This is a genomic window from Granulicella sp. WH15, from assembly GCF_009914315.1.
Classification (GTDB): domain Bacteria; phylum Acidobacteriota; class Terriglobia; order Terriglobales; family Acidobacteriaceae; genus Edaphobacter.
In genome coordinates this window covers 1,050,226-1,074,262 of the sequence record NZ_CP042596.1, presented here as the reverse complement: position 1 = coordinate 1,074,262, position 24,037 = coordinate 1,050,226, and the positions used below count along the sequence as shown (strand labels likewise).

The window sequence follows — 24,037 nt, the reverse complement described above, 5'->3', positions numbered from 1 at the left end:
ATCTCCTACTCGAAGAAGCCACGAATTAACACAATGTCTATGGATGATTGGCGGGGAGCTTTAGATATGTGAATAGCAGAGGTTTTGAGCTTGGCTTGGGACTGCCCCCGCTTGGTTCAATCGTCACAAACACCGCGTCGAGGTGAGCGAGGGTTGCAGCATCATTGAACTTCAATACCCAGCGATTATGACTTGCATCATCCTGGTACAGGATGCCAAGACTGACATCGTGCTCAGCATCTTTACGTCCCCACGCCTGAAAAACACTTGTCGTCTTCACATGACTCTGTTGATCGAGATCAAAGCCATAGAAGACCAACGACTTGTCTCTGGTGTAGAAGACTCGGCCAAATGGTTTCTGTGTGCTCCCGGTCTTGGAGACATCATAGATTTCTGCAATATAGAGATTACGAGCGCCCATCAGATTGCGAATCTCCCGGTCATGCTGGAGTAGCTCGGCCTCCTGAGCGATAGCCTTATCTTTTTCCTCTGCCAACGCGTTGAGGACAGTCACCTGCGCTTCAAGGGCTTTCACGCGGTCTGTATTATCAGGTGCCGTTGTTTCGAGAGAGACCAGTTTGTTTTTCAGGGCAGTCTTTTCGGCCAAATCAAGCGCGGCCTGTTGCCTTAGTTGATCTCGATCCCTGACTGCATCTCCCAGAGCTTCTACCCTCTGGTTCATCTGATCTTGTGTTTGCGCCAATTCGTTTTGCAAGGCCGCATTTCGTGATTGCTCATGAAGCAGCCTACGCCGAAGTTCTGCAACCTCCACGGCAGTGTTGTTGGAAGCTGATTCCTGCGGATGCACGGCTACAAGCGATGAGCCTGGTTTCTGGAGAACTGAGCGAGGTTGGACCGGAATTTCTGGCGATTTCCGTAATGTTGCTTCGTTTATGGCCTGATGGTGGGCATAGTACGCTGCCGTCCCGATGGTGGCTCCGATTGCGAGGATCGCTGCAAAAGCACGAATACGATTCGTATGCTGTGACTTCGAACGGAGAAAGTCCGTCTCGGCTTTGTCTTCATGATGCTGTTCGACAGCTTGCAAGAGCGCCTTTTCAGCGTTTTCGATGGACCAATCATCCGACTCAGAGGCGTCCTGCATCTCTGGCGCTGATTCCGCTGCAATCGCCGGTAAGAGACTGGCCACGACCTGTTCAAATTCAATGAGTGCGGCCTTGCAGGTTGCGCAGTGGCGCAAATGTTCAGTCAGCTCTATCTCTTCTTCTGATGTCAGTTCTCCAGTGGTGGAGAGGGCGCATAGCCGCAGAAAATCGTCATGGGTGTTTGACGGCAAAAACTTCACTCCTTGGCTTGAGAGCGTTTGACGATTATCTCTCACTTTGACCGAAACGCTTCTGGCAGAACGTATCGCCGCATTCGTTGCAGGCCACGGTAATACTGGCTTCTTACGTTGACAATTGGTTGGTTGGTGATCTCTGCAACATCTCTAAGGGAGTATCCCTCGAAGACACAGAGTTGAATCACGCGGCGTTGGTCTTCCGAGAGGTGCTTATTGAATTTCTCCAGAAGCTCAGCACCGAGGACGCCTTGAATTGAGTGCTCGATTCTCGGCGGAACATAAGGTGCTGCGAGGTGAACTGTTGCATTCTCCAGATCCTCCCCATTATAGAAGTGACGTGAGTTGAGCCGACGTCTTTGATCGAATGCTCGATGATAGGTCACATGGATGATCCATGATCCGGCGTTCCCTAGTGCCGGGTCGAATTGATCGGCCTTACGAAAGATGTAGAGGAATACATCTTGGACCAGGTCTTCGGCCTCCTGCTTATTCTTCAAAATTTTCGCAGCGACATTGCGAACGGGGCGCGCATATCGACGGAAAAGAATTGAGAGTGCTTCCTTGTTTCCTTTCCCCGTTTCCTTGAGCAGAACATCATCGCTGTACTCGGCAATCCTTTCGGGCAGCTCTGCGGGTGCCGGAGATACGGTTGCGTTTTCGGAAGAATAGGAATCGGTCGCAAGCTCTGCTGCGAGAACGGTCTGTCCTGATTTAGATACTGGGAGAGGTTGTGGCGACCGCGCTTCGTCCTCGCGTGAGATCGTGTTTGGGAAGAACGCAGCGGCCTCGGAAGTCATGTTGCGGCATTCCAGTCGTTAAGTTCGTAGACGCCATCCGAAAAACAGAGATCGACAGACAATAAAGCGGAGCGATTGTCGGTAACTACCCGTTGGGCAATTACCGACAAAAATAGACCATAGAAAGCGGGATGGCTAAGCGAAAACAAATTCAACCTCGGGATGGCGTCGAGCGGGCCTTTGGGGATGAAATGCGCAAGGCCAGATTAAAGAAGAAGATCTCGCAGATGACTTTGTATAAGGCTACGGGGTTGGACCGCACGTTCATTAGTGATTTGGAGCGCGGCATACAGGGGCCAAGTCTCAGAACGGTTTTTCGCGTTGCTGAGGGAATTGATATCCAACCCCAAGTTCTGCTTGAAAAAACCATGAACTCCCGTTTCTTCGTGTCTCCGAGCAGCGACTTACCTCAAAACAAGATGAGGAAACAGCGTAGAAAATCTCGCTGAGATAGTTACTTGTCGCATCATGTCCATAAAGTAGCCAAAAACGTACAATACGTCAACCATATTGTACGGGTTGCGTCCTTCCGTGAGATGCATTTCTTTTCGATCCTGAAAGGGTATGAGTCTTCATCCTCTTGACGGAAAACAATTTCGCGCTAGGTTGGTGTTGCTGCGTAATGCCAAGGGTTTGATCCAAGAGGAGTTGTCCGAGAAGATCGGTCGAGCCAACAACTACATTAGTCGAGTAGAGACGGGACGAATTAAGACCGTCCCATTTGATGTGCTTGCGAAAATCGCCCTCGCTTTAGACGTGACCATTGATGATCTTTTGTTCGTCGATGGCATAACGGAAACTCCTGATGTCATCAAAGCCAGGATTCATCGGTGGCTCGAAACAATCGATACCAAACGGCTCCGCAAGTTCTATCGCCTACTTCTCCTAATAATTGAAGAATGATTACAGAGGGCGAGCCTTCGATAACCTGTCTCGCAACGAATTCCTCATTGATTTTTCCAGTATTTTCCTGAATCATGAAGCGGGGCGGTACGCGCCGCTCCGGGGTGTCGAAACCCCTGCAAACCGTAAGGTGCGCCTCATCGCGCATTGAAACGATTCCCTACACCTTTGCGTCGGGGAGCCTGTGATTTATGTCCAGGCCCCTAAAGCTAAAGGTCACAGGAGCCGTGCGGTTTGCCGGTTTTCGAACTCCCCGACCTCGGGTTTATAGGGCTGTTGCGGGGGCGCACCGCAGACAACTTCTGTCCTTACCCAACAATGCTTGCTGCCGGGGGTTGAGTCGTGTACCAGGCAAAATACGCATTCTCAGAATCCGTAAATCCCGTTCCTCTGCTGATCGAGTTGATAGCACGGTCGCTCGTAGATAACTCTGCGGCGGTAAAGCTAGAGGTTATTGAAGAGACGGACCAAACACTCATCCGGCTCTGGACTGCTTCCAGCGACATTGGAAAGGTGATTGGCAAGCAGGGCAGAACCGCCCGAGCCATGCGAACGATTCTCGCTGGGGCAAGCATGAAACTCAAGCATCGCTATTCCCTTGAAATTGTGGAGGAGAGTCCTGTCCAAGACAATTTGAGGTCCAACGCGCAAACCTGCCAACTTTGCAATGGCGAACCCAAAGAAATCGAAAAGACTGAAAAACTCACTGTTCCGCGGACGTCCCCTGTTCCGCGATCAGCGAATCAAGATGGGCAGCGGCAGCGAACCGCCGCCCAAGGGCACCGACGGTCTTAAGATTTCCAGGTCTGTCCTTCACGGGAACTGTCGGTGCCGTAAGTTTAGCCGTCGAAGTCTCGCTATAAAAAGCCTATGTTCCGCCGGCGCCGCCGGCGGAACATTAGTCAATAGCATTAACCGACTCGAACGGGAAGCTTCGTACATCGCAAAGCAAAAGCGATAGAAGAGAAAGAAAAGCCCGGCACCAAGCGACATTTGGAACTCATTCGATCCCTCGGAACCCTTTGTGAGCAGCCATAGGGTCAAAGTGAAAGTCCCAGGCCGCTGTCCGAGATAGTGGTAGGGCCAGCACTTTGATCCAAACCTGCCAAGGGTGCTAAATTCTGCCCCTTCGTGAATTCAAGTGCAGAAGATTTGGTGACACTATGGCTCAATTTTTCTCCGAGTGATGCGGCGTCATCCGTGAAAATCTGCGCGTCGTGGGAAGCCCGCGAGATAGAAACATAGGCAAATCTGCGATTTATAAGCTCAGGGTGGGCCTGCGTATCCATATTCACTAGAACGCGTTCAGCAGTAAGACCCTGTGAACTGTGTGAGGTCACAGCGTAACCATGATCGAGATGGGGCATTTCTCGTGGATCGAATATGACTGTTTTTCCTTTCTCACCGTCCATAAGAACGGTCATCTTTCCGTCCTCACCTATCTTCTGGATCGTGCCAAGTTCTCGATTAGCAACCTGGAGCGAACGATTAGGAGCTGTCCATTGGATGCGATCATTTTTCGCAAACTCCCGTTCGATTTCGCGGTATGCAGAAATGCCGCGCAACCGGGAAGGGTCATAAGAGACTCGTTCTCCATCCGGCTTTTGCACGGTCACACGATTTTCTTTCGGGTCCGTGGAGACGACTTGGGCGTAGCTCCCGGCCTCGATGCCAAGCTCCTTGCTTCCCCGAACGTAACGCAGCACATCCCCGGCCTGATAGCGAGCGGCCCATGCCCGATCTGCGCCAGTCATATCAAAGCGTGGCACTAACACTCGCATGGAATGGTCTTCCTTGTCCAAACTGCCAAGCGTCTGCAACTCCAGCCGCACAGCCTGATTGATGGCTCGGCGTGAGGCGTTGTCGGGAGAGACGATGATGGTGTTCTCAGGATGGGCGGCGTATCTCTTCGCTATGGCCTCGATGCGCTGCTGCGGGTCCACGATCTCAGTTACGCGGCCCTGCTGCTGGAGCATCTGGACACCAAGCGTGGTTTCGTTTTTCGACAGATGCTCGACAGCTTTTAACAGTTCGGGGTCTTTCTGGCGAACGATCTGATCGAGCTTTGCGGTCTGCATCCCGGCCTGTTGCAATTGTTCGAAGGGCTTTCCGGCATCGACTCCCTGATGCTGGCGTGTGTCACCAATGAGCAGCACCTTGTCCTGCGGACCAATCTTTTTGAGGAAGTCTCGCATCTGCTGTGTCGATGCCAGTGAAGACTCATCAACCATGTAAAGATGCTTCTGCGTCGGGTCGGCATTCCTGCTACGGGCAAGGAAACCCTGCAACGTGTCGGCGGCTATGCCCGCGTCGCGGAGCTGGCGAGCGGCTCGTGAGGTCGGGGCGAAGCCCTCGACCACATAGCCGCTCTGTTCCGCGCCCTCACGGACACCGGCAAGAGCAGTCGTCTTCCCAACCCCCGCGCTGCCGTGCAATCCCTGAACCTGATCGCGGGAGGTTAGTATCTGCTCTATGGCGCTGCGCTGCGCCCGGTTGAGCTGGGGATGCGCTTCAGTGAGTGGAATTGCCCGCTCCACGGACATAAGCTGCGTTGCCCGGCCCTGACCGTCACGCACCTTCTCAACGATCTCGTTCTCGGTCCGGATGGTCTCGGCGGTCGTAAACCTACGCCCGCTGTCGTGCTTCTCCCCGGGCACGACACGGAACTCACCGGACGCGACACGAGCATCGAAGCTGGCGCGGACCTCTGGGTAAGTAGTCTCTCCCATCCCCCGGCGCATGGCATCAACGAAAAGGACACGTTCATCGATGACGGCCTCACGTTCAAAGCTACGGTCGCGGGCAAAGGTCAGAGCCGAGTGCGCCTGCTGCTTGCGTTCCTCCGCTGGCCGTTCCTGTGTCTGACTCTGACGGCGCTCCTGCGCCTCGGATACTACCCGGTGAGCCTGATTACCGAACTCAGAGGCAATCTGCCGATGTGCTGCCATCACCTCGGAGGGAGAAAGAATCACTTTCTTATCGCGGGTGTTGCGCGCGGCGATCTGCGCGGCCTCCGGGCCGCTGAAGCCGCTGCGAGCGACGGCCTCGACGATCTGCTGGCGGCGTGGGCTGGAAGCGTCAAGGTACTCCTGCGAGTAGCCTTTGATCTCCGGCGCTCCGCTCTTGCCGGACTCGATCTCATAACCGAGATTGCGGAGCTGGTAGGTGAGATGAGATTGGTAGATCGCGGTCGCGTAGTTCTGCGACTCGAAAAAGCTGCGCTCCTGCAGCGCCCGAATCTGTCCATTCTCCCGCTCTGTCATATTGAAGATGACGACGTGGGTGTGGAGCTGCGGCGCGGCATAGCCATCCACGGGGCGAGCCGTATCATGTTGGAACTTTGCAGCGACAAGTTGCCCGGTTATCTCGGCGGGACGATTGCCGCCGATGCGGGCCTGCGTGTATCGCTCCAGCTCTTTTAGAGCGACATTCACGGCCTGCTGGTGCGCCTCCCGCACCCGTTCATCGCCGCCGACAAGCGCGGTCAACGAGACAGACTTCGGCGCTGAAAATGTAGCATCCCACCCGGCGCGGTGCTCTGCCGGAGCAACTGTCTTACCGTCTTCTGTCTGGTACTCATGCACCTTGCGATGTTTGACTAGCTGCTCCATGGTCGCCGGGTGTTGTCCTTCGGAGAGTCGGGAAAACTCCTCCGCGCCAACGGCACCGGAGAGGCCGAACGTGTCGGCCAGTTTGCCATGCCATTCCCCCCGAATGGTATCGCCCTGCTTCCAATAGTTCTGCTCGGCGGCGGTGAACTCCTTGGCATGGTACGTCTGCGCCTGAGTAGCGGAGAGCGGTTTCGAGATGGTTAGCATGACGATTTCACCCTCGCAATATCAGGTCCTGGCGCTCGTCGGTATCGGGAGCGATGGCATGTTCCGGCTCGATCTGCTCTACCGTCACAATCCCATCGGACTGTGCAGGAGCGGAGGCCCCCGGCTCCTGCTTCAGTTCCGCAGGGGACGCCTCCGTTGTCCGCTTCGGGTCGTAAGGCAGCTTGTCATCCTTCCTCACTCGCAACTCAAACCCGTTCGCCACCACCGGCATATTGAAGTACGGGAACGAAAACCGCGTGACGTAATTTTGGTACTTCATATAAGCGTGCAGGTCCGCGAGGCCGGAGATTTCGGACTCCAGCACCAGCGACTCTACCTGCCGGTCGAGAGAGAAATTCCGGCCTGCGCGTGAGCCGTCGAAGTGCGTCTCTCGCAGTCGCTCGATCTCGACTTTGCCGATAAACTCGCTCACCCACTGACCGGCTTTCGGTTCCTTGGTCGTAAGCCAGATGCTTGTAGCGGGCTGCGACAGCATCACTTCCGCAAGGTGACCGTACAGATACTCAAGCTGGGCCTTGCCCTGGAGCCCAAGCACGACAGGGTTTCCTCCCTTTCGCCCTTCAGTAAGGGCTGTGTGGAACTGCGGAAGTTTCTGCAAACTTGCCAACTCGTCGATGAGAAACCATACCCGTTTCTGCCCTTCGATCCGTTCATTGAGCAGTCGCAGCACGAGCCAGTCGATCCATAGACTTTGCAATGGGCGAAGCGCCTCGCGCTCGGCGGGCAAAGACGTAAGGAAGATCCAGCCCTCCCGCTTCTCGGCCCACTCCGTCGCTGTCCACGTTCCGTTGGCTTCGTCTCTCTTCGGTAGCAGTCGGAGACTGTCGGCAACAAGGCCGAGAGAAGCGAGAACACCCGCCCGCTGCTGATGCGCGCGCGGGTCAATCAGGTGCGCGTGCTCGGTGCCCTGGAGTCTTCGGTCGATCTCTTCCGGGTTCGACATCCACTCGATCAATTCGGCGGGAGTCGGACCATAGGCCATGAGGAAGGCAAAGATTTTCTGCGGGGATTCAATGAAAAACTCACCCTTCTTGTCCTGCGGCGGTTGGAATAGAGATGCTGCGAGTGCTTTGGCCTCGGAGCGGCTCCGCAAGTCCTCGGCTGGTCCCCAATAGGGGCAGCGTTTGTCCAGCGGATTCAAGATGACATCACCCCGTGAAGGATCGTAAAATCGCTTCACGAACTCGCGGGCTGGGTCATAAACGATGGCAGAATCGCCCCTGCTGCGGACCTGACGGAGCACCTGGAACATGAGCGCCGACTTACCCGCGCCGGTATCGCCGAGAATCTGCATGTGCTGGGCCTCGGCCCGTGCCGGTATACGAATCATTTCTTTCATCTCGTCGGTTTTGAACCCAATACCGTCGCCCTTGACGGTCTTGTTGAACTGGCGCGGCGTAAGCATCTCCGGGCCTTTTAGCCGCCGCCCATACTTCAACTGCTTCTGCCGCTGCATGTCTTTCATGGCTGCGAACGGAAGGAACAGCATGAATGCCACCGCGCCGCCGAGTACCGGCGGACGGAAGAAAGCAGAGAGCGAAACACCGTATACAACGGCTCTCAGATAGGTACTCAATCGTGCGTCCGCATAGCTGCGTTGTGGGCCACGGAAAAGCAGCGAGCCTCCGTGCTGTTGTGCTTCCTCAGAGAGCGCCAGAGGAATCGACGTGCCACCCGGTTCCTGTGTCCGGCCAAGCACTACATCGCCATTCAAGGCGGGGCGCGGCGCAATCCCACGTCCCCTTACAAACAGCATTCGGTAGCTGCTCCAATGCGTCGAGGAGAACGCGCCGAATGCGGAGGCCCGTTCGTAGACGGGTAGGTAGTACCGCTGCAACGGCGTAGCCAGTTGAAATCTTCCACTCATCATGCGAATTCCAGCGAAAATCAAGCCGCCGAAGCAGATGACCGCGCCAGCATAAATGGCAAAAGTTTTGAAGGTAGTCATCAGCGTTTGCGCCCCAGAGAAGTCCATCGTTCCCTGAGCATGGGCAACACCTGCAAAAGCGAATGCGACCAAGGTTGGTGACATCATGCGTGCAACGTTAGAGAGTTTAGGTTTGGAGAAGTATTTTGAGAGTCTTAATGCATAACGACGGTTAGGGTGGGTGGTATTTCGGGGAACAACGACATGGCTTTTGCGGAACATCGACACCTCCTGCGGCCCCGAAGAGCCACGATATGCCGAGAGCGTAAGCCGTCTTTCCAGCGCCGTCTAATACGTTTTATTTATCGGGTGATAGCTGGGACATATCGGCCTAGTTCTCGCACTCCTCTGACACCAAGTGATTAACGTTACAAATAGCGAGAAACACAAGCAGTTCAACAAGGCGACACTTCAGCTCAGTAGCGACATCTGTTTTGATTCTTTCCCCTTTGGGCGAAGAGGACGTTTGCGTGGTCGAGTTGTTATTGTCGTGGGACTCAGAACGGTCTGCACCGTGGTCTTGCTTCCTGGGGTCGTCAACTGTCTTTTGAGATGTCGCACCAATACCGGAATCGTCTTCGGGTGCGACTTCTCGTTGTAGATGACAGCTATGCTTACTTTCCAATCGACTCCGGCGATTGGTCGCGTAGTAAGTTCGTCATCGATCTTCGATCCCTCACGAACGAGTGCGAACCCATAACCCTGTTTCACGAGTTCTCTCAATTCGCTTGGGTGGTTCGCTCTCGAATAGCGATCAATCTCAATGCCAATTTCTCTCAAGCAACTCCGATGACGTTGATGCGCATGAAAGTGACGATCCGGGTTGTAAAGAATTTTCAAATTCTCGTGTAGATCGGACGGCTCGAAGATTTGTTTTGCCGCGAGCTTGTGGTCCCGGCGCAGACAGACGACAAGGCGATCCTGGCGAATCACTTCAACGCGAAGAGATGGATCGGCTACAGGAAGCGTGACTACCGCCGCATCGATTTCTCCCGCTAATAGCTCCTCTTCGAGTTGGGGCATATCTCCGTGCGTGGGGAAGATGGGACAGTTAGGCAAAATCTCTTTGTGGATTTGGCAGCAGGCGTGAAAGAGCGATTGATCGATGAGAGAAGTGCTTCCAAATCTCAGCGAGGGAATCTCGCCGCGTTCAATGGCTACGAGCGCCGCCATCGCTTCGTCTCTGGCGTCGAGAAGCCCTTGCGCAATCGGGCCGAAGGCTACACCTGTCTCAGTCAGCCTGATCCCACCGTCTTTGGTTCGCTCGAAGAGATGGATATCGGAGAGGTCTTGGAACTGCTTCGCCTGGGCGCTGAGATTCGGCTGCGCCGTATGAAGATATTCGGCGGCTGCTCTGAATCCTTCGTGCTCCACAATGGCAAGCAGATACCTGAAATGACGAAACTCGGCCCAATCGTTCATACCGAGAGAACTCCTCAGTGGATGGTATGAATCGTTTTCTCAGGCGCAAAAACAGGCCGATCTCGGCAACCTACTCTTACCCTGTGGAAATTGTGACCTAGACCAATAACATTTATCAACAGAAATTGAATATGCTTCAGTTGCTTTTCATGGGCTTTTAACCTCATTGAGACAGGTTTATCTGTTACTAAGTCGTACCTGATACGTCGCAGCTATCACCCGATAAATGCAAAGTATTGGACAATTCCTGCGATTCACCGGAGGCTAAGGACAAACCGGCTCCTTATCTTGGATTGCCGTTACTGAACCCCGGAGATACCGATGGCTCAAGTTGCAATTGTCCAAAGCAAGCCCGATGAAGATCCTCTTCTGAACGCTGATGAGGTCGCCTTGAAGCTGCACGTAACCAAAGATTGGGTTTGGGATCATTCGTCGCGCCGGACCCCATATCTCCCTGTGATTCGTGTGGGCGACGGCACCCTCCGCTATCGTTCCAGCCAGATAGATGAGTTTTTGAATGAGCGGGAACGCATCTCTCATTTAAGGCGGAAACGCCGGTAAATGCATCGGAAACGCCGGTAAAATAGAGATGCCCGCTTGTTTTCCCCCCACAGAACAGAGGAATACATGGGCAAGTCCTACCAGAAGGGCTGGGTTTCAGTTAGAGGGAAGAAATGGTATGGCTACTTTCGCCGTACTGTACTCGATCCTGAAACCAATGAATCAAGGACGGCCTCGACTCCCGTTGCTCTCGGTCTGAAGTCGGAGATGACCAAGACCCAAGCTCGGGAGAAATTGGAAAGCGAGATCGTCAAGCTGACTGGGCAGACCATCGAAGATGGAACCGTGAAAAACGGGACCGTCACCTTCGGCTGGTTTGTTCGCAACCGTTATCTGCCACTGAAGGAGGCGGACTGGAGAGGAGAGGAGACGGCCAAGATCAAGAAGTATCTGATTCAGGCTGACCTCGTGGATGGGTTCGAAGAGATCCGCATGGAGAACTTCGACAAGTTCACTCTACAGAACCACCTCAACAAGCTGGCCAAAACCCGTTCCAAGGACAGAGTCTTGCAGATTCGCTCTTACATGCGGGCCATCTTCGCGGAGGCAGTCGATCAGGACTTTCTCCCCAAAGACCCTGCGCGTATGGTCAAGGTGCCAACCAATCTGCGGGAGGTCGATAAGACGACTCTGACATGGGATCAGCTTCGCGCAGCTCTGGACAGGCTTGCTCAGCAAAGTCTGCGCGACTGGATTCTCATCAAGCTCGACATGTCGAATGCGCTTCGACCGAGTGAACTGTTTCCCCTGCGCTGGCGCTGCTTCCTCCAGACCGAACGCATCCTGGACATTCAGGAGACGATCTATCGGGGGGAGATTCGTCCGTATGGCAAGACCAAGGGGAGCATCACTCAGGTTCCTATCGCAGATGTATTGGCGGAAGAGCTTGCGGAATGGAAAGAGCAGTTAAAGAAGGAAGGCAAGGACACATCACCGGACGCCTTCATGTTCCCCGGACGGTTTGGCCAGCCGATGGATACGAGCAATTATCGTCATCGCGTGCTGAACAAACTGGCGGAGGAGCTGGAGCTTCCAAAGCTGAACTTTCAGGTGATCCGCCGCACGATGGCTACCCTTGGCAAGAACAAGGGTCATGTCAAGGATATCCAGGGCATGATGCGGCACTCGAAGGCATCGACGACCACAGACGTTTACATGCAGTCTCTGGAACCGGAGGTGCGCTCGACGATCAACTCGATTTACTCCGAGTTGGTGAGCACCGGAACGAACGGGCCGAATCCGCCGGAGGACAGAAAGACATCCGTACCGTCTAGACCCCCGAGTGAAACTCGCGCTGTCGCGGTTGCGCAGGAGGCTTCGCAAGGAGCCGAGAGCAGGCGGCCAGAGCGAGCGGAAGCGATTCCGGCAAAGGCTGCTCGTGGTGTGGTTTTGGAGTTTGCGACAAGGATGCGACAAAGTCGCGGAAGGGAGGTGCTTCTAAATGATTGAAATAATTGGTGGACCTGATCGGGATCGAACCGATGACCTCTTCCATGCCATGGAAGCGCGCTCCCAGCTGCGCCACAGGCCCACTTTTTCTATTCTATGAAGAGCGGCGCGTTCCGTCAAATGGAGTGCCCCTGTGGGAACTTTGCCACTTATCCCGGTGTCTAATCTCCCAGAGTCTTCCGCTGTCTCGCACCGAGCAGGTTGCAGAACACGCTGGACAGGTCGTAACTTAGAGGGTACCCGATATGCAGGCGGGCATAGTAGTGGGAAATCTGGCCAGCGCGATTGGATTCCGAGCCGAAGATGCTGATCTGGTCGCTGCCCTCAAGGCAGGATCGGAGACGGCCTTTGCTGTCCTCATCTCCCAGTACTCGCAGCCCATCTACTCCCTCATCGCGCGCAGCCTGCAAGACCCCGCCGACGCCGCCGACATCACCCAGGAAGTCTTCATCAAGGTCTTCCGCAGCATCGGCAGCTTCCACGGCGAGGCCAGCCTCCGCACCTGGCTCTACCGCATCGCGCTCCGCGAGGCATCCAACCAGCGCCGCTGGTGGACCCGCCACAAACGCCAGGAGCTGACCATCGACGAGCAGGCCGAGACCGAAGACGGCGACGGCATCAGCCTCGCCGAAACCCTTCCCGACAGCCGCCCCAGCCCCTATGAGCAGGCCTCCCAGAGCCAGGTAAAGATCCGCATCGAAGACGCCCTGCGCAAGCTGCCCGAGGTCTACCGCACCGTCATCGTCCTGCGCGAGATCGAGGGCTTCGCCTACGAGGAGATCGCCGAGATCCTCGACGTGCCCGCCGGAACCGTGAAGAGCCGCCTAACCCGCGGCCGTGCGGCCCTCAAGGAGATCCTGATGGGCGACGGCGTACTGCGCGCACCCAGCTTTGCATCCGAGGTAACCCAATGAACGAATCCGTCTGCAAAAAAATCCAAAGCTCGTTCTCCGAGTACCTCGATGGCGCCATCAGCGGACACGAGATGCAGGCGGTCGCAAGCCACATGGAGAGTTGCGAGGATTGCGCCGAAGAGTTCGCCTCCTGGCGCGAGATGCAGTCTCTGCTCGGCTCGCTCGGCCCTGCCAAAGCCCCCGCCGACCTCGGCCTCAAGATCCGCCTGGCCATGTCGCACGAAGCTGCCCGCCGCCAGAGCTGGATCGACCTCCTCACCACTCGCTGGGAGAACACGGTCCGCCCGATGCTGGTACAGGTCTCCGCCGGAGTCGCCGCGGCTATCGTACTCGTAGGCGGCGCCGGACTACTCCTGGGCGTCGTTGCCGCCCCCCAGCCCGTGCTCGCCAACGACGAGCCCCTCGGCGCGATCACCACTCCGCACTTCCGCTACTCCTCCGGCCCCACTACCGAGATCACGACCCCCGAGGACATGACCATCGTCGTCCAGGCCCAGATCAACGAGCGCGGCCAGGTCTACGACTACCAGGTCGTCTCCGGCCCCATCGACTCGGCCACGCAGAAGCAGGTAATGGACCGTCTCCTCACCGAGGTCTTCGAACCCGCCCGCGTCTTCGGCGAACCGGCGCGCGGTCGAGTCATCCAGACCTTCGCCGGAGTCTCGGTCCGCGGGTAAAGAAAAACAAGCAAAGGCTTTTACCCTCTGGAGCAAAAGCCTTTTGTTTGCATAAAGCCTTTAGATCTGCGGATAAAAATCAAAAAACGCATCCAGGCTAAGCCGAAGCTGCGCCTCGATCTGCTCCCTGCTTCCCTCCAGCACATGCATCGTCACATGCGCGTCGTTACCGTTCTTCAGCGCCACCGGCGCCTCACCGACTGAAACCACCTCATCTGCCGGAAGCAGCCGCATCCCATAGACCAACACCAGATTTGCCATACCCCATTCTTTCACCCTCCAGCCTCCTTCCGGACGCCAAAGCGCCCACTCCGAATCCTTTTGCCCTGCCGCGCATTTACACTAAGTAGGCCTATGAACTCCCAAATCACTCCCGCAGCTGCTCCCACCCCCGTCCGCGACGTCGTCATCCTCGGTTCCGGTTGCTCCGGCCTCACCGCCGCCATCTACGCCGGCCGCTCCAATCTCCGTCCCCTCGTCCTCGAGGGCCACGAGCCCGGCGGCCAGCTCTCCATCACCACCCTGGTCGAGAACTTCCCCGGCTGGCCCGACGGTATCCAGGGACCCGAGCTGATCGAGAACATGAAGAAGCAGGCCGAGCGCTTCGGCGCGGAGTTCAAGATGGAGCACCTCGTCTCGGTCGATCTCTCGAGCCGCCCCATCAAGCTCGTCACCGAGCGGTCGACCATCCTCACCCGCACCCTCATCATCGCCTCGGGAGCCAGCGCCCGCTGGCTCAACCTGCCCTCCGAGCAGGCCCTCATCGGCCACGGCGTCTCCAGCTGCGCCACCTGCGACGGCTTTTTCTCCTCCGGCAAAGAGATCGCCGTCATCGGCGGCGGCGACAGCGCCATGGAAGAGGCGCTCTTCCTCACCCGCTTCGCCACCAAGGTCACCCTCATCAATCGCAGCGAAAAGTTCCGTGCCTCGAAGATCATGCTTGAGCGCGCCATGGCTCACGAGAAGATCGAGTTCCTGCCCAACACGACGGTCGAAGAGGTCCTCGGCGTCGATGAGAAGGACGTCCGCGGCCTGCGCATCAAGAACCGTAGCACCGGGGTCGAGTCCATCCTCCCCGTCTCCTTCATGTTCCTCGGCATCGGCCACGAGCCCAACGCCAAGGCCTTCACGGGCTTGCTCGACCTCGACCAGGACGGCTACATCCTCACCCGCGACGACGTCTACACCACCAAGGACGGCGAGATTCTCCCCGGCGTCTTTGCCTGCGGCGACATCAAGGACCGCAAGTACCGCCAGGCCATCACCGCTGCCGGTTCCGGCTGCATGGCCGCGCTCGAAGTCGAGAAGTTTCTCGAAGGGCACGGCCGCTGACCGGTGCGGTCCCGCACATCTTCATCCTTGTTTTACCGGATCGCACCTCCATCCGTGTTCCACTGCATCCGGAGCCTGAAACCTAACCCAAGCCAGCCAGATCCTGCCTATGATCGACTGTGAGCCCATATTGAATCGTCACGCCGATCGGCACGCCCGCCAGTATCTTCTGGCCTCCGCAGCCCTGCTGCTCACCACCGCCGGAGCCTTCGCCCAGCAACCCTCCGCGGCAGCATCGGACGCGGCCCTGCCCGACGATCCCTCCGCCTTCCTGGTAGCCTCGGTCGCCCCGGCCGACGACATCCCGGCGACCGCCTACACCTCGTCCTCCTCCGCCAACGTCGCCTCTCCCTGGGACGTCAGCTTCTACCCCGAAGGCTACGAGCCGCAGAGCACCTCCGCCCAGTCGGCCCAAACGGCTCCAGACAAAGCCGCTCAGGACGCCGCCAAGGCCGCCCGTGAGAGCGACGCCCACCGCCCCACCTCCGCCGCGCCCCTCGATCTCGACGCCAACGGCAACCCTATCCCGCTCGAGCGTCAGCAGCCCAAGCGCATCCTCGGCTTCATGCCCAACTTCCGCTCTGTCTCCGGCGGCTCGCGCCCCCATCCCCCCGGCTGGCGCTACAACTTCCTCGTCGCCACCCACCAGGCCTTCGACTACTCTTCCTTCCTCTTCCTCGGCATCACCTCGCTGACAGCCGAAGCCCTCAACTCCCACCCCGTCCTTGGCAAGGGCGTCGGCGGCTTCTACGCCTACACCTGGCGCGGCTTCGTCGACAAGACCGACGGCACCTACCTCAGCGCCTGGCTCCTGCCCAGCCTCCTGCACGAGGACACCCGTTATTACGCCCTCGGCCAGGGTCACAGCCTGCCCACCCGCATCATCTACGTCATCGACCGCCAGGCCATCGCCCGTACCTACGGCGGCCGCGAAACCCCGAACATCGCCGGTCTCGGCGGCAAGGTGCTCACCCAGGTCTTCTCCCGCTACTACTACCCCACCGGCGCCACGAGCTTCGGCGTGCTGGCCACCAAGTTTGCCTACTCGGCCATGCGCGACATAGCCTTCAGCTCCGTCCGCGAGTTCTACCCCGACATCGCCGCCCACTACATCCGCAAGCACCGCGAGAAGATCGCAGCTCAGGCAGCCCGCGACGCAGCGGCAGCAGGCGTAAAGCCTTAGTTCCCATAAGCTCGTAAGATAGTCCCAACATGTCCGTAGCCGAAAACCTAGCCATCGTCCGCACCCAGCTCGCCGAAGCCTGCGCCCGCGCACACCGGCCCGTATCCGACGTAGCCCTCATGGCCGTCAGCAAAATGCACCCCGTCGAGTCGCTCCTCGAGGCCTACGCCGCAGGTCAGCGCCTCTTCGGCGAGAACCGCGTGCAGGAGGTCCAGGCCAAGCAGCCCGCGCTGGCCCACCTAGCCGACCTCGAGCTGCACCTCATCGGCCCGCTGCAATCCAACAAGGCCAACCGCGCCGTCGAGCTTTGCCAGTCCATCGACACGGTCGATTCGCTCAAGCTGGCCCAGCGCCTCAACACCGCCGCCGCCGCGCTCAACAAGACCCTGCCCATCTTCCTCGAGGTCAAACTCTCCCCCGAGGAGTCCAAGCACGGCCTGCCACCCGAGGAACTTCCCGCCCTCATCGACGCCCTGGCCCCCCTCACCAACCTCGTTCCGCAAGGCCTGATGACGGTCCCCCCCTGGTCCACCGCCCCCGAGACGGCCCGCCCGTACTTCCGTCACCTGCGCCAGCTCCGTGACGAGTCACTGACCCGCTGCCCTACGCTGACGGGCCTCTCCATCGGCATGTCGAACGACTTCGCCGTAGCGATCGAAGAGGGTTCCACCTGCATCCGCATCGGCACCGCCATCTTCGGCAAACGCACCCAGCCCTAACCCGTCACGCGAAGCGTCCAAAACCACACGAAGTGCCGGACTTTTCGAGAACAGCACGAAGTGCCCGACGCAAGGGCGCACTTGCCGTTGCCTGTTTTCTTGTTGTTGCCGTTGCCTGTTTTCTTGGTTGTCATTCAGGAGCGAAGCGGAGGAATCTGCTTCTGTCTTTGCTGTTGCCGTTGCCCTTAGCGCCAAAGGCGCGCCCTATACCAGCCTAGGGCGAAGCCCTAGGTAATCGAACACCGAGGCGGACAAGGGCTGAAGGCCCGGTCTATCCCTGCCACAAACTTGCCTTGCCGCACGGGTCCACTATGCTGATCGGAAGAAACCTACCCAACCCCCAACATCCCCAACGCCTCATCCACGCTATCGGCCACCAACAAAATCTCCCGATTCCTCTGCTTCAACATCCCCTCAGCCACACAATGATCCAAAAACCGAAGCATCACGTCATAAAACCCCAGAGTATTGAGCAAAATAATCGGCTTAGCGTGCAGCTTCAACGTCTGCCAAGCCAACACCTCGAACAACTCCTCAAACGTCCCAAACCCACCCGGCAGCACCACAAACGCATCAGCCAACTGCCCCATCATCTCTTTGCGCGTGTGCATCGTGCTGGTGATGTGCAGCTCACTCAATCCCTGGTGAGCCACCTCGAGATCGACCAGCACCTCGGGGATCACGCCCACCACACGCCCGCCGCCAGCCAGCGCCGCGTCCGCCACAGCAGCCATCAACCCAACCTTGGCACCGCCATAGATCAGCCCGACGCCACGCGCGGCCAGCTTACTTCCAAACTCCTCCGCGACCGTTCGATACGTGGGTTTAGTTCCATCCGCGGAGGCACAAAAGACAGCAACATTGGCAGGGGCAACGAGTGATAGCGACATAACGTCTCCCATTATCCCTCAAAGCCCCGCCACAAGAGATAAACGCGGCCTAGCTCAGCACAATCCGCTTGCCGTTCACCTCATCGGTTAACTCCAGCAGCACAGTTCCCTTCTTATGCTGCGAAACATTGAACCCCGCATAGACCTTCGTCCCCGCCGGAGCCTTGATCATCGCGCCCTGGTGCGGCTGCACCTCATACGTCTTGCCTTCTACAACAATCTCGCGAAACTGGTTGCCAGCGTTGAACACATGCAGGCAGATGCGGGAGTCGATCCCCGGGTGCAGGTGCATCCCCTTGTGCAACGGCGACGCATGAACAGCGGGCACCGAAGCAGCCGCAAGAGTAAGAGCGAGGGTGGACTTGAGCAAAGTAGCGACATGAATCTTCATTGGATTTCCCCTTGTGACCTCATAAGTTCGACGGGATCTCCTGCCATGGTTCAGTCAAGCTCGTCGTGTGTAGAGTTACGCGAGCCGGTTCCAATCCGTTCCATGAATCGTCTGTAAATCCAAACTTTCTCCGGAACCATCTCCCTCATTCGACCTCCACAGCCCGACCGCTTAACATAGAGGTTGGAGCCCCACGAATGTCGTCCCCACTTTTAGCCAACATGAACCCCCAGCAGCAGGACGGCATCCAGTCCGTCGACGGCCCCGTCCTCCTGCTCGCCGGCGCCGGCTCCGGCAAAACGCGCGTCATCACGCACCGCATCGCCTACCTCATTCAAGAGCGCGGCGTCCCCGCCGACGCCATCCTGGCCGTCACCTTCACCAACAAGGCCGCCAAGGAGATGGCCGAGCGCGTCGACAAGATCCTCGGCCACAGCACCCTCGCCCAGCCCACGCTGGCCACCTTCCACAGCTTCTGCGTCCGCGTCCTCCGCCGCGACATCGAAGCCCTCCGCGTCAACGGCGTCGGCCTCACCCGCAGCTTCGCCATCTACGACGAGACCGACCAGCAGGCCGTCGTCAAGGCCGCCCTCAAGCGCCTGCACATCGACGACAAGAGCCTCAAGCCCCGCATCGCCCTCGGCCGCATCTCCTGGGCCAAGAACCACATGATCGACCCCCAGGAGTACTTCCTGGCTTCGACCAACCCACTCGAAGAGAAGATCGCCCACATCTTCAAGATCTACCGCGAAGAGTTAAACAAGGCCAACGCCCTAGACTTCGACGACCTCCTCCTCGAAACGGTGCGCCTGTTAAAGTCCTCCAGCGAAGTCCGAGAAAGATACAACCGCCGTTACAGATACGTCATGATCGACGAGTACCAGGACACCAACCGTCCCCAGTACGAGCTGATGAAGCTGCTCGCCGGAAGCCACGGCAACATCTGCGTCGTCGGAGACGAGGACCAGTCCATCTATAGCTGGCGCGGAGCTGACATCAAGAACATCCTCGACTTCGAAAAGGACTTCCCCAACTCGAAGACGATCCGCCTCGAGCAGAACTACCGCTCCACCCAGGTCATCCTCGAAGGCGCCAGCGCCGTCGTCGCGCAGAACACGCAGCGCAAGGGCAAGAACCTCTGGACCGACCGCGACGGCGGCAGCCTCATCGGCTACTACGAGGCCCCCGACGGCGAGAACGAGGCCCTCTTCATCGCCGACCGCATCCACAAGTACCTCCGCACCGCCGGAGAGACCGAAGAGCAGCCCCGCTGCGCCGTCCTCTACCGCACCAACTCGCAGTCGCGCCTGGTGGAAGAGGCCCTGCGCCGCTACCAGATCCAGTACCACATGGTCGGCGGCTTCTCCTTCTACGACCGCGCCGAAATCAAGGACATTTTAAGTTACATGAAGCTCGTGCAGAACCCGCACGACTCCGTAGCCTTCTCCCGCAGCGTCAACTCGCCCCCACGCGGCATCGGCAAAACCACGATGGAGACCCTCGAGCGCATCGCCCTCACCACCGGCCGCAGCACCTGGCAGGCCATCGACAGCGCCATCGAAGACAAGCTGCTCCCCGCCCGCGCCCTGCAAGCCCTCAGCGGCTTCCGCCGTCTCATCGAGGACGCTCGCGCCATGCTCGGCCCCAACTTCGCCGACAAGCTCTCAGCCGACGTAGCCGAGCCATCCGCCCCCGAAGAAATCACGGAAGAAGCCACCGACTTCAACCCCGAGGAATTTGCAACCGAAGAAGATACAAATTCCACCATCGCGGCCAACGACGCGGACACAAGCTTTGACACCAGCTTCAACTTCGGCTTCGACTTCGGCCCCTCGGAGGAGATCTCCACCGTAGCCCCCGAGAACTCCACCGACACCGACGCAGCCCACGACATCGACGCCGCAGGCTTCAATCCCTTCGCCCCGGTCGTCGAAAAGAAGAACGCAGCCTCCCCCGCAGCCCAGCGCGCCGTAGCCAACGAGACCCCGCTCGAGCGCCAGCGCGAGCAGCCCGCGCCCTTCCGCCAGCCCGGCGAAGCCGCCACCCTGCCCGAGCTAATTAAATTCCTCAACGACCGCTCCGGCTACATCCGCGCCCTCGAAGACGAGGCCACGCCCGAGTCCTTCTCCCGCATCGAGAACCTGAAGGAACTTGCCAACGCCGCCCAGGACGCCACCGAGCGCGGCGAGACCCTAGCCGAGTTCCTCGACCACGCCGCCCTCGTCTCCGACGCCGACCAGTACAGCGCCGAGGCCCGCGTAACCCTTATGACCCTCCACGCCGCCAAGGGCCTCGAGTTCCCCCTGGTCTTCCTCACCGGCATGGAAGAGGGCCTCTTCCCCCACTCCCGCACCATCACCGACCCCACCGGCCTCGAAGAGGAGCGCCGCCTCTGCTACGTCGGCATGACCCGCGCCATGGACACCCTCGTGATGACCCGCGCCCGCTACCGCCGCCGCTACGGCTCCGACATGCCCGAGGCCTCACTCCCCTCGCGCTTCCTCGAAGAGGTGCCCACCCGCCTGGTCGAAGACCTCGGCAGCCCGGCAGCCCAGCCCCAATACTCCGGCTCGGCCTACTCCACGCCCTACCCGCAACGCGGAAAATTCGGCCAGCAAAAGAACAACGACGACTTCGGCGAGCGCCACTACAGCTACGAGGACGAGGACCAGAGCGGCACCCGCCGCCCCTCCGCCCAGACCACCACGCGCCAGCAGGCCCCCGGCGCGTCCATGGACAACATCGCCAGCTTCTTCGCCGCCCGCGGCCAGAAGTTCACCCGCCCCAAGCTCGAGACCGCCGCCCCCACCGGCAAGACCGGCCTCGGCAAGGGAGCACGCGTCCGCCACCCCAAGTACGGCGAGGGCATGGTCTTCCAGCGCGAAGGCGACGGCGACGACGCCAAGATCACGGTCAACTTCACTCACCACGGCGTCAAAAAGCTGGTAGAAAAGTTCGCCCAGCTAGAACGCCTGTAGCCCACAACTCCGAGCACCCCAGCCACAATCGGCCTTTGCAGTTGCCGTTGCCTGTTTTCTTGGTTGTCATTCAGGAGCGGAGCGGAGGAATCTGCTTCTGCTCTTGCTGTTGTCTTTGCTTTTGCCGTTGCTTTTGTTCTTGCCGTTGCTTCTGGGGTAGGTCCGGGCTTTAGCCCGGACATCAAAACGAACCACAGAAGCGGGCTTTAGCCCCCGAGGTATGCTTTCTTCAAAACCGGCAAAGCTGTCCTGCCGGACGGGCCTCCTACGCGGAGGGCGGGCGTTTACACGCCTTTTTAGAGCTTCGCGCCGCCCTCCCGTTGGTCAGGAACAAAAATCCTCGCTGCCGACCAACGGGAGGCCCCATGCCGATAATCCCTCCCATACCGCCCCGAAAACCGCACGAAGTGCCTCGGTTACAGTACAATTTCAGAAGCACGTCGCAGCGGTCCCGGCACAAGCCTGCTCGTCCCCGGATACAGCGTGTAACCCATTCTCAAGAAAGAATCTCTCAACATGGCAAATACCACCGCAATTACCGACAAGATCGAGCGTAAGAAGATCAAGCGCGCCGCCCGCAAGAAGGCTGCCCCCAAGGCTCCCCGCACCGGCGCCCGCGGAGCCAACAAGGCCAAGCTGAAGAAGGCCGCACGCGGTCAGTCGAAGCGCTAGTCTGAAGTTCTGAACTCCGCAACAAAGACGGCTCCCGCCGAACCACCTCGCGGGAGCCGCTTTTGTTGCGCTCGAAACCTCGTGTGAAGATAGAACGACACTATCCGGTAACATCGCCTCAGGAGCTCACCCGCATTGGGCCGACAAGTCTTTGCCACCAAGTCCATCGACAAGCTCATCTCTGACTCCGAGCGCCCCGAGCACGCCCTCAAAAAGACCCTCGGCCCCGTCTCCCTCACCGCCCTGGGCATCGGAGCCGTCATCGGCTCGGGCATCTTCACGGTCATCGGCACCGCCATCGGCGGCAACCCCTCCCGCATCGCCGACTGGAAGGGCTCGCCCATACTCGACCTCCTCCTGGGCCTCATCCACCACACCGCCGGCTCCGTAGCCGGACGCCCCGGAGCCGGTCCCGCCCTGGCCCTCTCGCTGGTCCTGGTCGCCATCGTCTGCGCCCTCACCGGCCTCTGCTACGCCGAGCTGGCCAGCATGATCCCCATCTCCGGCTCTGCCTACACCTACACCTACGCCACGCTTGGCGAGCTGGTCGCCTGGATCATCGGCTGGGACCTCATCCTCGAGTACGCCTTCTCCAACATGAGCGTCTCGGTCGGCTTCGCGGCCCACATCGTCGACCTCATGGACTGGCTCGGCATCCACCTCGATCCCCGCTGGCTCTCCCCGGCCTACCTGCCTCTGGGCCTACAAGACCTCGCGGGCCGGGACATCTTCCCTCCCGGCTGGCACTTCGGCTTCGACTTCCCCGCCTTCGTCATCGTCCTCCTCATCACGGTCGTCCTGGTCCGCGGCATCCGCGAGTCCGCCCGCACCAACAACATCATGGTGCTGGTCAAGATCGCCGCCATCCTGCTCTTCGTCTTCTTCGGCCTCAGCTTCATCCACCCGTCCAACTACCACCCCTTCGCCCCCAACGGCTTCACCGGCGTCCTCGCGGGCGGCTCCATCATCTTCTTTACCTACATCGGCTTCGACTCAGTCTCCACCGCCAGCGAAGAGTGCCGCAACCCGCGCCGCGACGTCCCCATCGGCATCCTTGCCACCCTCATCGTCTGTACGGTCCTCTACATCGGCGTCGCCGCCGTCCTCACCGGCCTCGTCCCCTGGCAGACGGTCGCGGGCGACGGAGCCCCCGTCGTCAACGCCCTCAAGCGCGTCAGCCTGCTTCCCGGCGCGCACCGTCTGCACTGGGTCCGCCTCGCCGTCCTCATCGGAGCCTTGCTGGGCATGGTCTCCTCCATCCTGGTCTTCCAGCTCGGCCAGGCCCGCGTCTGGTTCGCCATGAGCCGCGACCGCCTCCTCCCCGACGTCTTCAGCCAGGTCCACCCGCGCTTCCGCACCCCGGCCTTCGCTACCTGGGTCGCGGGCCTGCTGGTCGCCATCCCCTCCGGCCTCTTCGACGTAGGCACCTTCGCCGAGATGTCCAACATCGGCACCCTCTTCGCCTTCGTACTGGTCTCGATCGGCGTCATCGTGCTGCGTTACAAGGACCCCACCCGCCACCGCGGCTTCCGCCTCCCCTTCGGCCCGGTCATCCCCATCCTGAGCACGCTCTTCTGCATTCTGCTGATGGCTGGCCTGCCCGCGATCACCTGGGTCCGCTTCTTCGTCTGGCTGATCATTGGACTGGTTGTCTACGTCTTCTACAGCCGCAAGCGCAGCGAGTTCTACAAGCCCTAGCCTCGACCACGCGAAGCGTCAAGCACCGCACGAAGTGCCGCCCGCCCGGCGCAAGGGCGCAGTTGCATTTGCCGTTGCCTGTTTCTTTGGTTGTCATTCAGGAGCGAAGCGGAGGAATCTGCTTCTGCCTTTGCTTTTGTCGTTGCCCTTAGCGCTGAAGGCGCGCACTAGGTAATCGTACGAGGCGACCGATGAGGACTGAAGGCCCGACCTATCCCCACCACGACCTTGTCCTGCCGGACGGGCCCGCTACGCGCGGAACGGGCGTTCACACGCCTTTTTAAAGCTTCGCGCGGTCCTCCCGCTGGTCGGAAAGAAAAATGCTCGCTGCCGACCAACGGGAGGCCCTCAGAAGATAATCCCGTCCATACAGCCCCGAGAA

At 58.9% G+C, this 24,037-nt stretch carries 21 protein-coding genes and 1 tRNA gene; 13 read left to right on the top strand and 9 right to left on the bottom strand.

Going from position 1 to position 24,037, the window contains the following annotated elements:
* Positions 1–37: 37 nt before the first annotated feature.
* Positions 38–1,297, bottom strand: a complete 1,260-nt coding sequence (locus FTO74_RS04705; protein WP_162537102.1) for an anti-sigma factor — start codon at positions 1,295–1,297, stop codon at positions 38–40.
* Positions 1,298–1,338: 41 nt separating this feature from the next.
* The gene (locus FTO74_RS04700) at positions 1,339–2,100 is read right to left on the bottom strand and encodes an RNA polymerase sigma factor (protein ID WP_162537101.1); all 762 of its coding nucleotides are present in this window, start codon (positions 2,098–2,100) and stop codon (positions 1,339–1,341) included.
* 131 nt (positions 2,101–2,231) lie between these two features.
* Here FTO74_RS04700 and FTO74_RS04695 point away from each other — a divergent pair, with 131 nt between their 5' ends.
* The 3 genes from FTO74_RS04695 (at position 2,232) to FTO74_RS04685 (ending at position 3,798) form a co-directional block, all read left to right on the top strand.
* On the top strand, positions 2,232–2,549 hold the full coding sequence (locus FTO74_RS04695) for a helix-turn-helix transcriptional regulator (RefSeq protein WP_162537100.1): 318 nt from the start codon (positions 2,232–2,234) through the stop codon (positions 2,547–2,549).
* Positions 2,550–2,664: 115 nt separating this feature from the next.
* The gene (locus tag FTO74_RS04690; protein ID WP_162537099.1) at positions 2,665–3,003 is read left to right on the top strand and encodes a helix-turn-helix transcriptional regulator; all 339 of its coding nucleotides are present in this window, start codon (positions 2,665–2,667) and stop codon (positions 3,001–3,003) included.
* Positions 3,004–3,345: 342 nt separating this feature from the next.
* Positions 3,346–3,798 carry a KH domain-containing protein gene (locus FTO74_RS04685; protein ID WP_255462501.1) on the top strand — a complete coding sequence of 151 codons (453 nt, stop codon included), beginning with the start codon at positions 3,346–3,348 and terminating at the stop codon, positions 3,796–3,798.
* A 245-nt stretch (positions 3,799–4,043) separates the two neighbouring features.
* Here the strand turns inward: FTO74_RS04685 and mobF are convergent, their stop codons facing one another.
* The 3 genes from mobF to FTO74_RS04670 all read right to left on the bottom strand — a co-directional run bounded on the left by mobF (position 4,044) and on the right by FTO74_RS04670 (position 10,191).
* Positions 4,044–6,821 (bottom strand): MobF family relaxase, encoded by a 2,778-nt coding sequence (gene mobF / locus FTO74_RS04680; protein WP_162537098.1) that lies wholly within the window; start codon positions 6,819–6,821, stop codon positions 4,044–4,046.
* 7 nt (positions 6,822–6,828) lie between these two features.
* On the bottom strand, positions 6,829–8,991 hold the full coding sequence (locus FTO74_RS19945) for a type IV secretion system DNA-binding domain-containing protein (RefSeq protein ID WP_345934045.1): 2,163 nt from the start codon (positions 8,989–8,991) through the stop codon (positions 6,829–6,831).
* 189 nt (positions 8,992–9,180) lie between these two features.
* Positions 9,181–10,191 carry a LysR family transcriptional regulator gene (locus FTO74_RS04670; protein ID WP_162537097.1) on the bottom strand — a complete coding sequence of 337 codons (1,011 nt, stop codon included), beginning with the start codon at positions 10,189–10,191 and terminating at the stop codon, positions 9,181–9,183.
* A gap of 321 nt (positions 10,192–10,512) precedes the next feature.
* Here FTO74_RS04670 and FTO74_RS04665 point away from each other — a divergent pair, with 321 nt between their 5' ends.
* Together FTO74_RS04665 and FTO74_RS04660 are read left to right on the top strand one after the other, a co-directional pair.
* Positions 10,513–10,752, top strand: a complete 240-nt coding sequence (locus FTO74_RS04665) for a helix-turn-helix domain-containing protein (RefSeq protein WP_162537096.1) — start codon at positions 10,513–10,515, stop codon at positions 10,750–10,752.
* Between the two features lie 207 nt (positions 10,753–10,959).
* On the top strand, positions 10,960–12,201 hold the full coding sequence (locus FTO74_RS04660; RefSeq protein ID WP_162537095.1) for a tyrosine-type recombinase/integrase: 1,242 nt from the start codon (positions 10,960–10,962) through the stop codon (positions 12,199–12,201).
* A 6-nt stretch (positions 12,202–12,207) separates the two neighbouring features.
* Here FTO74_RS04660 and FTO74_RS04655 read toward each other — a convergent pair.
* Positions 12,208–12,283 (bottom strand) — tRNA-Ala (locus FTO74_RS04655).
* Positions 12,284–12,446: 163 nt separating this feature from the next.
* Here FTO74_RS04655 and FTO74_RS04650 point away from each other — a divergent pair.
* Together FTO74_RS04650 and FTO74_RS04645 are read left to right on the top strand one after the other, a co-directional pair.
* Positions 12,447–13,115: a sigma-70 family RNA polymerase sigma factor gene (locus FTO74_RS04650; RefSeq protein ID WP_162537094.1), complete on the top strand. Its 669-nt coding sequence runs from the start codon at positions 12,447–12,449 to the stop codon at positions 13,113–13,115.
* Positions 13,112–13,792: an anti-sigma factor gene (locus FTO74_RS04645; RefSeq protein ID WP_162537093.1), complete on the top strand. Its 681-nt coding sequence runs from the start codon at positions 13,112–13,114 to the stop codon at positions 13,790–13,792. Before FTO74_RS04650 ends, FTO74_RS04645 begins: the two co-directional genes overlap by 4 nt.
* Before the next feature lie 60 nt (positions 13,793–13,852).
* Here the strand turns inward: FTO74_RS04645 and FTO74_RS04640 are convergent, their stop codons facing one another.
* Positions 13,853–14,053: an allantoinase gene (locus tag FTO74_RS04640; protein ID WP_162537092.1), complete on the bottom strand. Its 201-nt coding sequence runs from the start codon at positions 14,051–14,053 to the stop codon at positions 13,853–13,855.
* A 93-nt stretch (positions 14,054–14,146) separates the two neighbouring features.
* Between FTO74_RS04640 and trxB the strand changes: the two genes are divergently transcribed.
* The 3 genes from trxB to FTO74_RS04625 all read left to right on the top strand — a co-directional run bounded on the left by trxB (position 14,147) and on the right by FTO74_RS04625 (position 17,026).
* The gene (trxB, locus tag FTO74_RS04635; RefSeq protein ID WP_162537091.1) at positions 14,147–15,124 is read left to right on the top strand and encodes a thioredoxin-disulfide reductase; all 978 of its coding nucleotides are present in this window, start codon (positions 14,147–14,149) and stop codon (positions 15,122–15,124) included.
* A 130-nt stretch (positions 15,125–15,254) separates the two neighbouring features.
* Complete coding sequence (locus FTO74_RS04630; RefSeq protein WP_255462500.1) at positions 15,255–16,307, top strand: hypothetical protein; 1,053 nt, start codon at positions 15,255–15,257, stop codon at positions 16,305–16,307.
* 29 nt (positions 16,308–16,336) lie between these two features.
* Complete coding sequence (locus FTO74_RS04625) at positions 16,337–17,026, top strand: YggS family pyridoxal phosphate-dependent enzyme (RefSeq protein WP_162537089.1); 690 nt, start codon at positions 16,337–16,339, stop codon at positions 17,024–17,026.
* 329 nt (positions 17,027–17,355) lie between these two features.
* On the opposite strand, the gene FTO74_RS04620 is transcribed toward FTO74_RS04625, so the two are convergent.
* Positions 17,356–17,916 (bottom strand): TIGR00730 family Rossman fold protein, encoded by a 561-nt coding sequence (locus FTO74_RS04620; RefSeq protein WP_162537088.1) that lies wholly within the window; start codon positions 17,914–17,916, stop codon positions 17,356–17,358.
* A 49-nt stretch (positions 17,917–17,965) separates the two neighbouring features.
* Positions 17,966–18,307 (bottom strand): hypothetical protein, encoded by a 342-nt coding sequence (locus FTO74_RS04615; RefSeq protein WP_162537087.1) that lies wholly within the window; start codon positions 18,305–18,307, stop codon positions 17,966–17,968.
* Between the two features lie 197 nt (positions 18,308–18,504).
* Here FTO74_RS04615 and FTO74_RS04610 point away from each other — a divergent pair, with 197 nt between their 5' ends.
* The 3 genes from FTO74_RS04610 to FTO74_RS04605 all read left to right on the top strand — a co-directional run bounded on the left by FTO74_RS04610 (position 18,505) and on the right by FTO74_RS04605 (position 23,655).
* On the top strand, positions 18,505–21,285 hold the full coding sequence (locus FTO74_RS04610; protein WP_255462499.1) for a UvrD-helicase domain-containing protein: 2,781 nt from the start codon (positions 18,505–18,507) through the stop codon (positions 21,283–21,285).
* 516 nt (positions 21,286–21,801) lie between these two features.
* Positions 21,802–21,957 (top strand): hypothetical protein, encoded by a 156-nt coding sequence (locus tag FTO74_RS19355; protein ID WP_174242209.1) that lies wholly within the window; start codon positions 21,802–21,804, stop codon positions 21,955–21,957.
* Between the two features lie 135 nt (positions 21,958–22,092).
* Entirely contained in the window at positions 22,093–23,655 is a 1,563-nt protein-coding gene (locus FTO74_RS04605) for an amino acid permease (RefSeq protein WP_162537086.1), read from the top strand.
* Positions 23,656–24,037 lie beyond the last annotated feature (382 nt).

Coding starts and splice junctions, on each gene's coding strand:
- FTO74_RS04640 (WP_162537092.1), bottom strand. CDS start 14,053: ATGGCAAATCTGGTGTTGGTCTATGGGATGCGGCTGCTTCCGGCAGAT.
- FTO74_RS04660 (WP_162537095.1), top strand. CDS start 10,960: ATGACCAAGACCCAAGCTCGGGAGAAATTGGAAAGCGAGATCGTCAAG.
- FTO74_RS04610 (WP_255462499.1), top strand. CDS start 18,505: ATGTCGTCCCCACTTTTAGCCAACATGAACCCCCAGCAGCAGGACGGC.
- FTO74_RS04615 (WP_162537087.1), bottom strand. CDS start 18,307: ATGAAGATTCATGTCGCTACTTTGCTCAAGTCCACCCTCGCTCTTACT.
- FTO74_RS04700 (WP_162537101.1), bottom strand. CDS start 2,100: ATGACTTCCGAGGCCGCTGCGTTCTTCCCAAACACGATCTCACGCGAG.
- FTO74_RS04670 (WP_162537097.1), bottom strand. CDS start 10,191: ATGAACGATTGGGCCGAGTTTCGTCATTTCAGGTATCTGCTTGCCATT.
- mobF (WP_162537098.1), bottom strand. CDS start 6,821: ATGCTAACCATCTCGAAACCGCTCTCCGCTACTCAGGCGCAGACGTAC.
- FTO74_RS19355 (WP_174242209.1), top strand. CDS start 21,802: ATGGCAAATACCACCGCAATTACCGACAAGATCGAGCGTAAGAAGATC.
- FTO74_RS04625 (WP_162537089.1), top strand. CDS start 16,337: ATGTCCGTAGCCGAAAACCTAGCCATCGTCCGCACCCAGCTCGCCGAA.
- FTO74_RS04645 (WP_162537093.1), top strand. CDS start 13,112: ATGAACGAATCCGTCTGCAAAAAAATCCAAAGCTCGTTCTCCGAGTAC.
- FTO74_RS04690 (WP_162537099.1), top strand. CDS start 2,665: ATGAGTCTTCATCCTCTTGACGGAAAACAATTTCGCGCTAGGTTGGTG.
- FTO74_RS04650 (WP_162537094.1), top strand. CDS start 12,447: ATGCAGGCGGGCATAGTAGTGGGAAATCTGGCCAGCGCGATTGGATTC.
- FTO74_RS19945 (WP_345934045.1), bottom strand. CDS start 8,991: ATGTTCCGCAAAAGCCATGTCGTTGTTCCCCGAAATACCACCCACCCT.
- FTO74_RS04620 (WP_162537088.1), bottom strand. CDS start 17,916: ATGTCGCTATCACTCGTTGCCCCTGCCAATGTTGCTGTCTTTTGTGCC.
- FTO74_RS04665 (WP_162537096.1), top strand. CDS start 10,513: ATGGCTCAAGTTGCAATTGTCCAAAGCAAGCCCGATGAAGATCCTCTT.
- FTO74_RS04695 (WP_162537100.1), top strand. CDS start 2,232: ATGGCTAAGCGAAAACAAATTCAACCTCGGGATGGCGTCGAGCGGGCC.
- trxB (WP_162537091.1), top strand. CDS start 14,147: ATGAACTCCCAAATCACTCCCGCAGCTGCTCCCACCCCCGTCCGCGAC.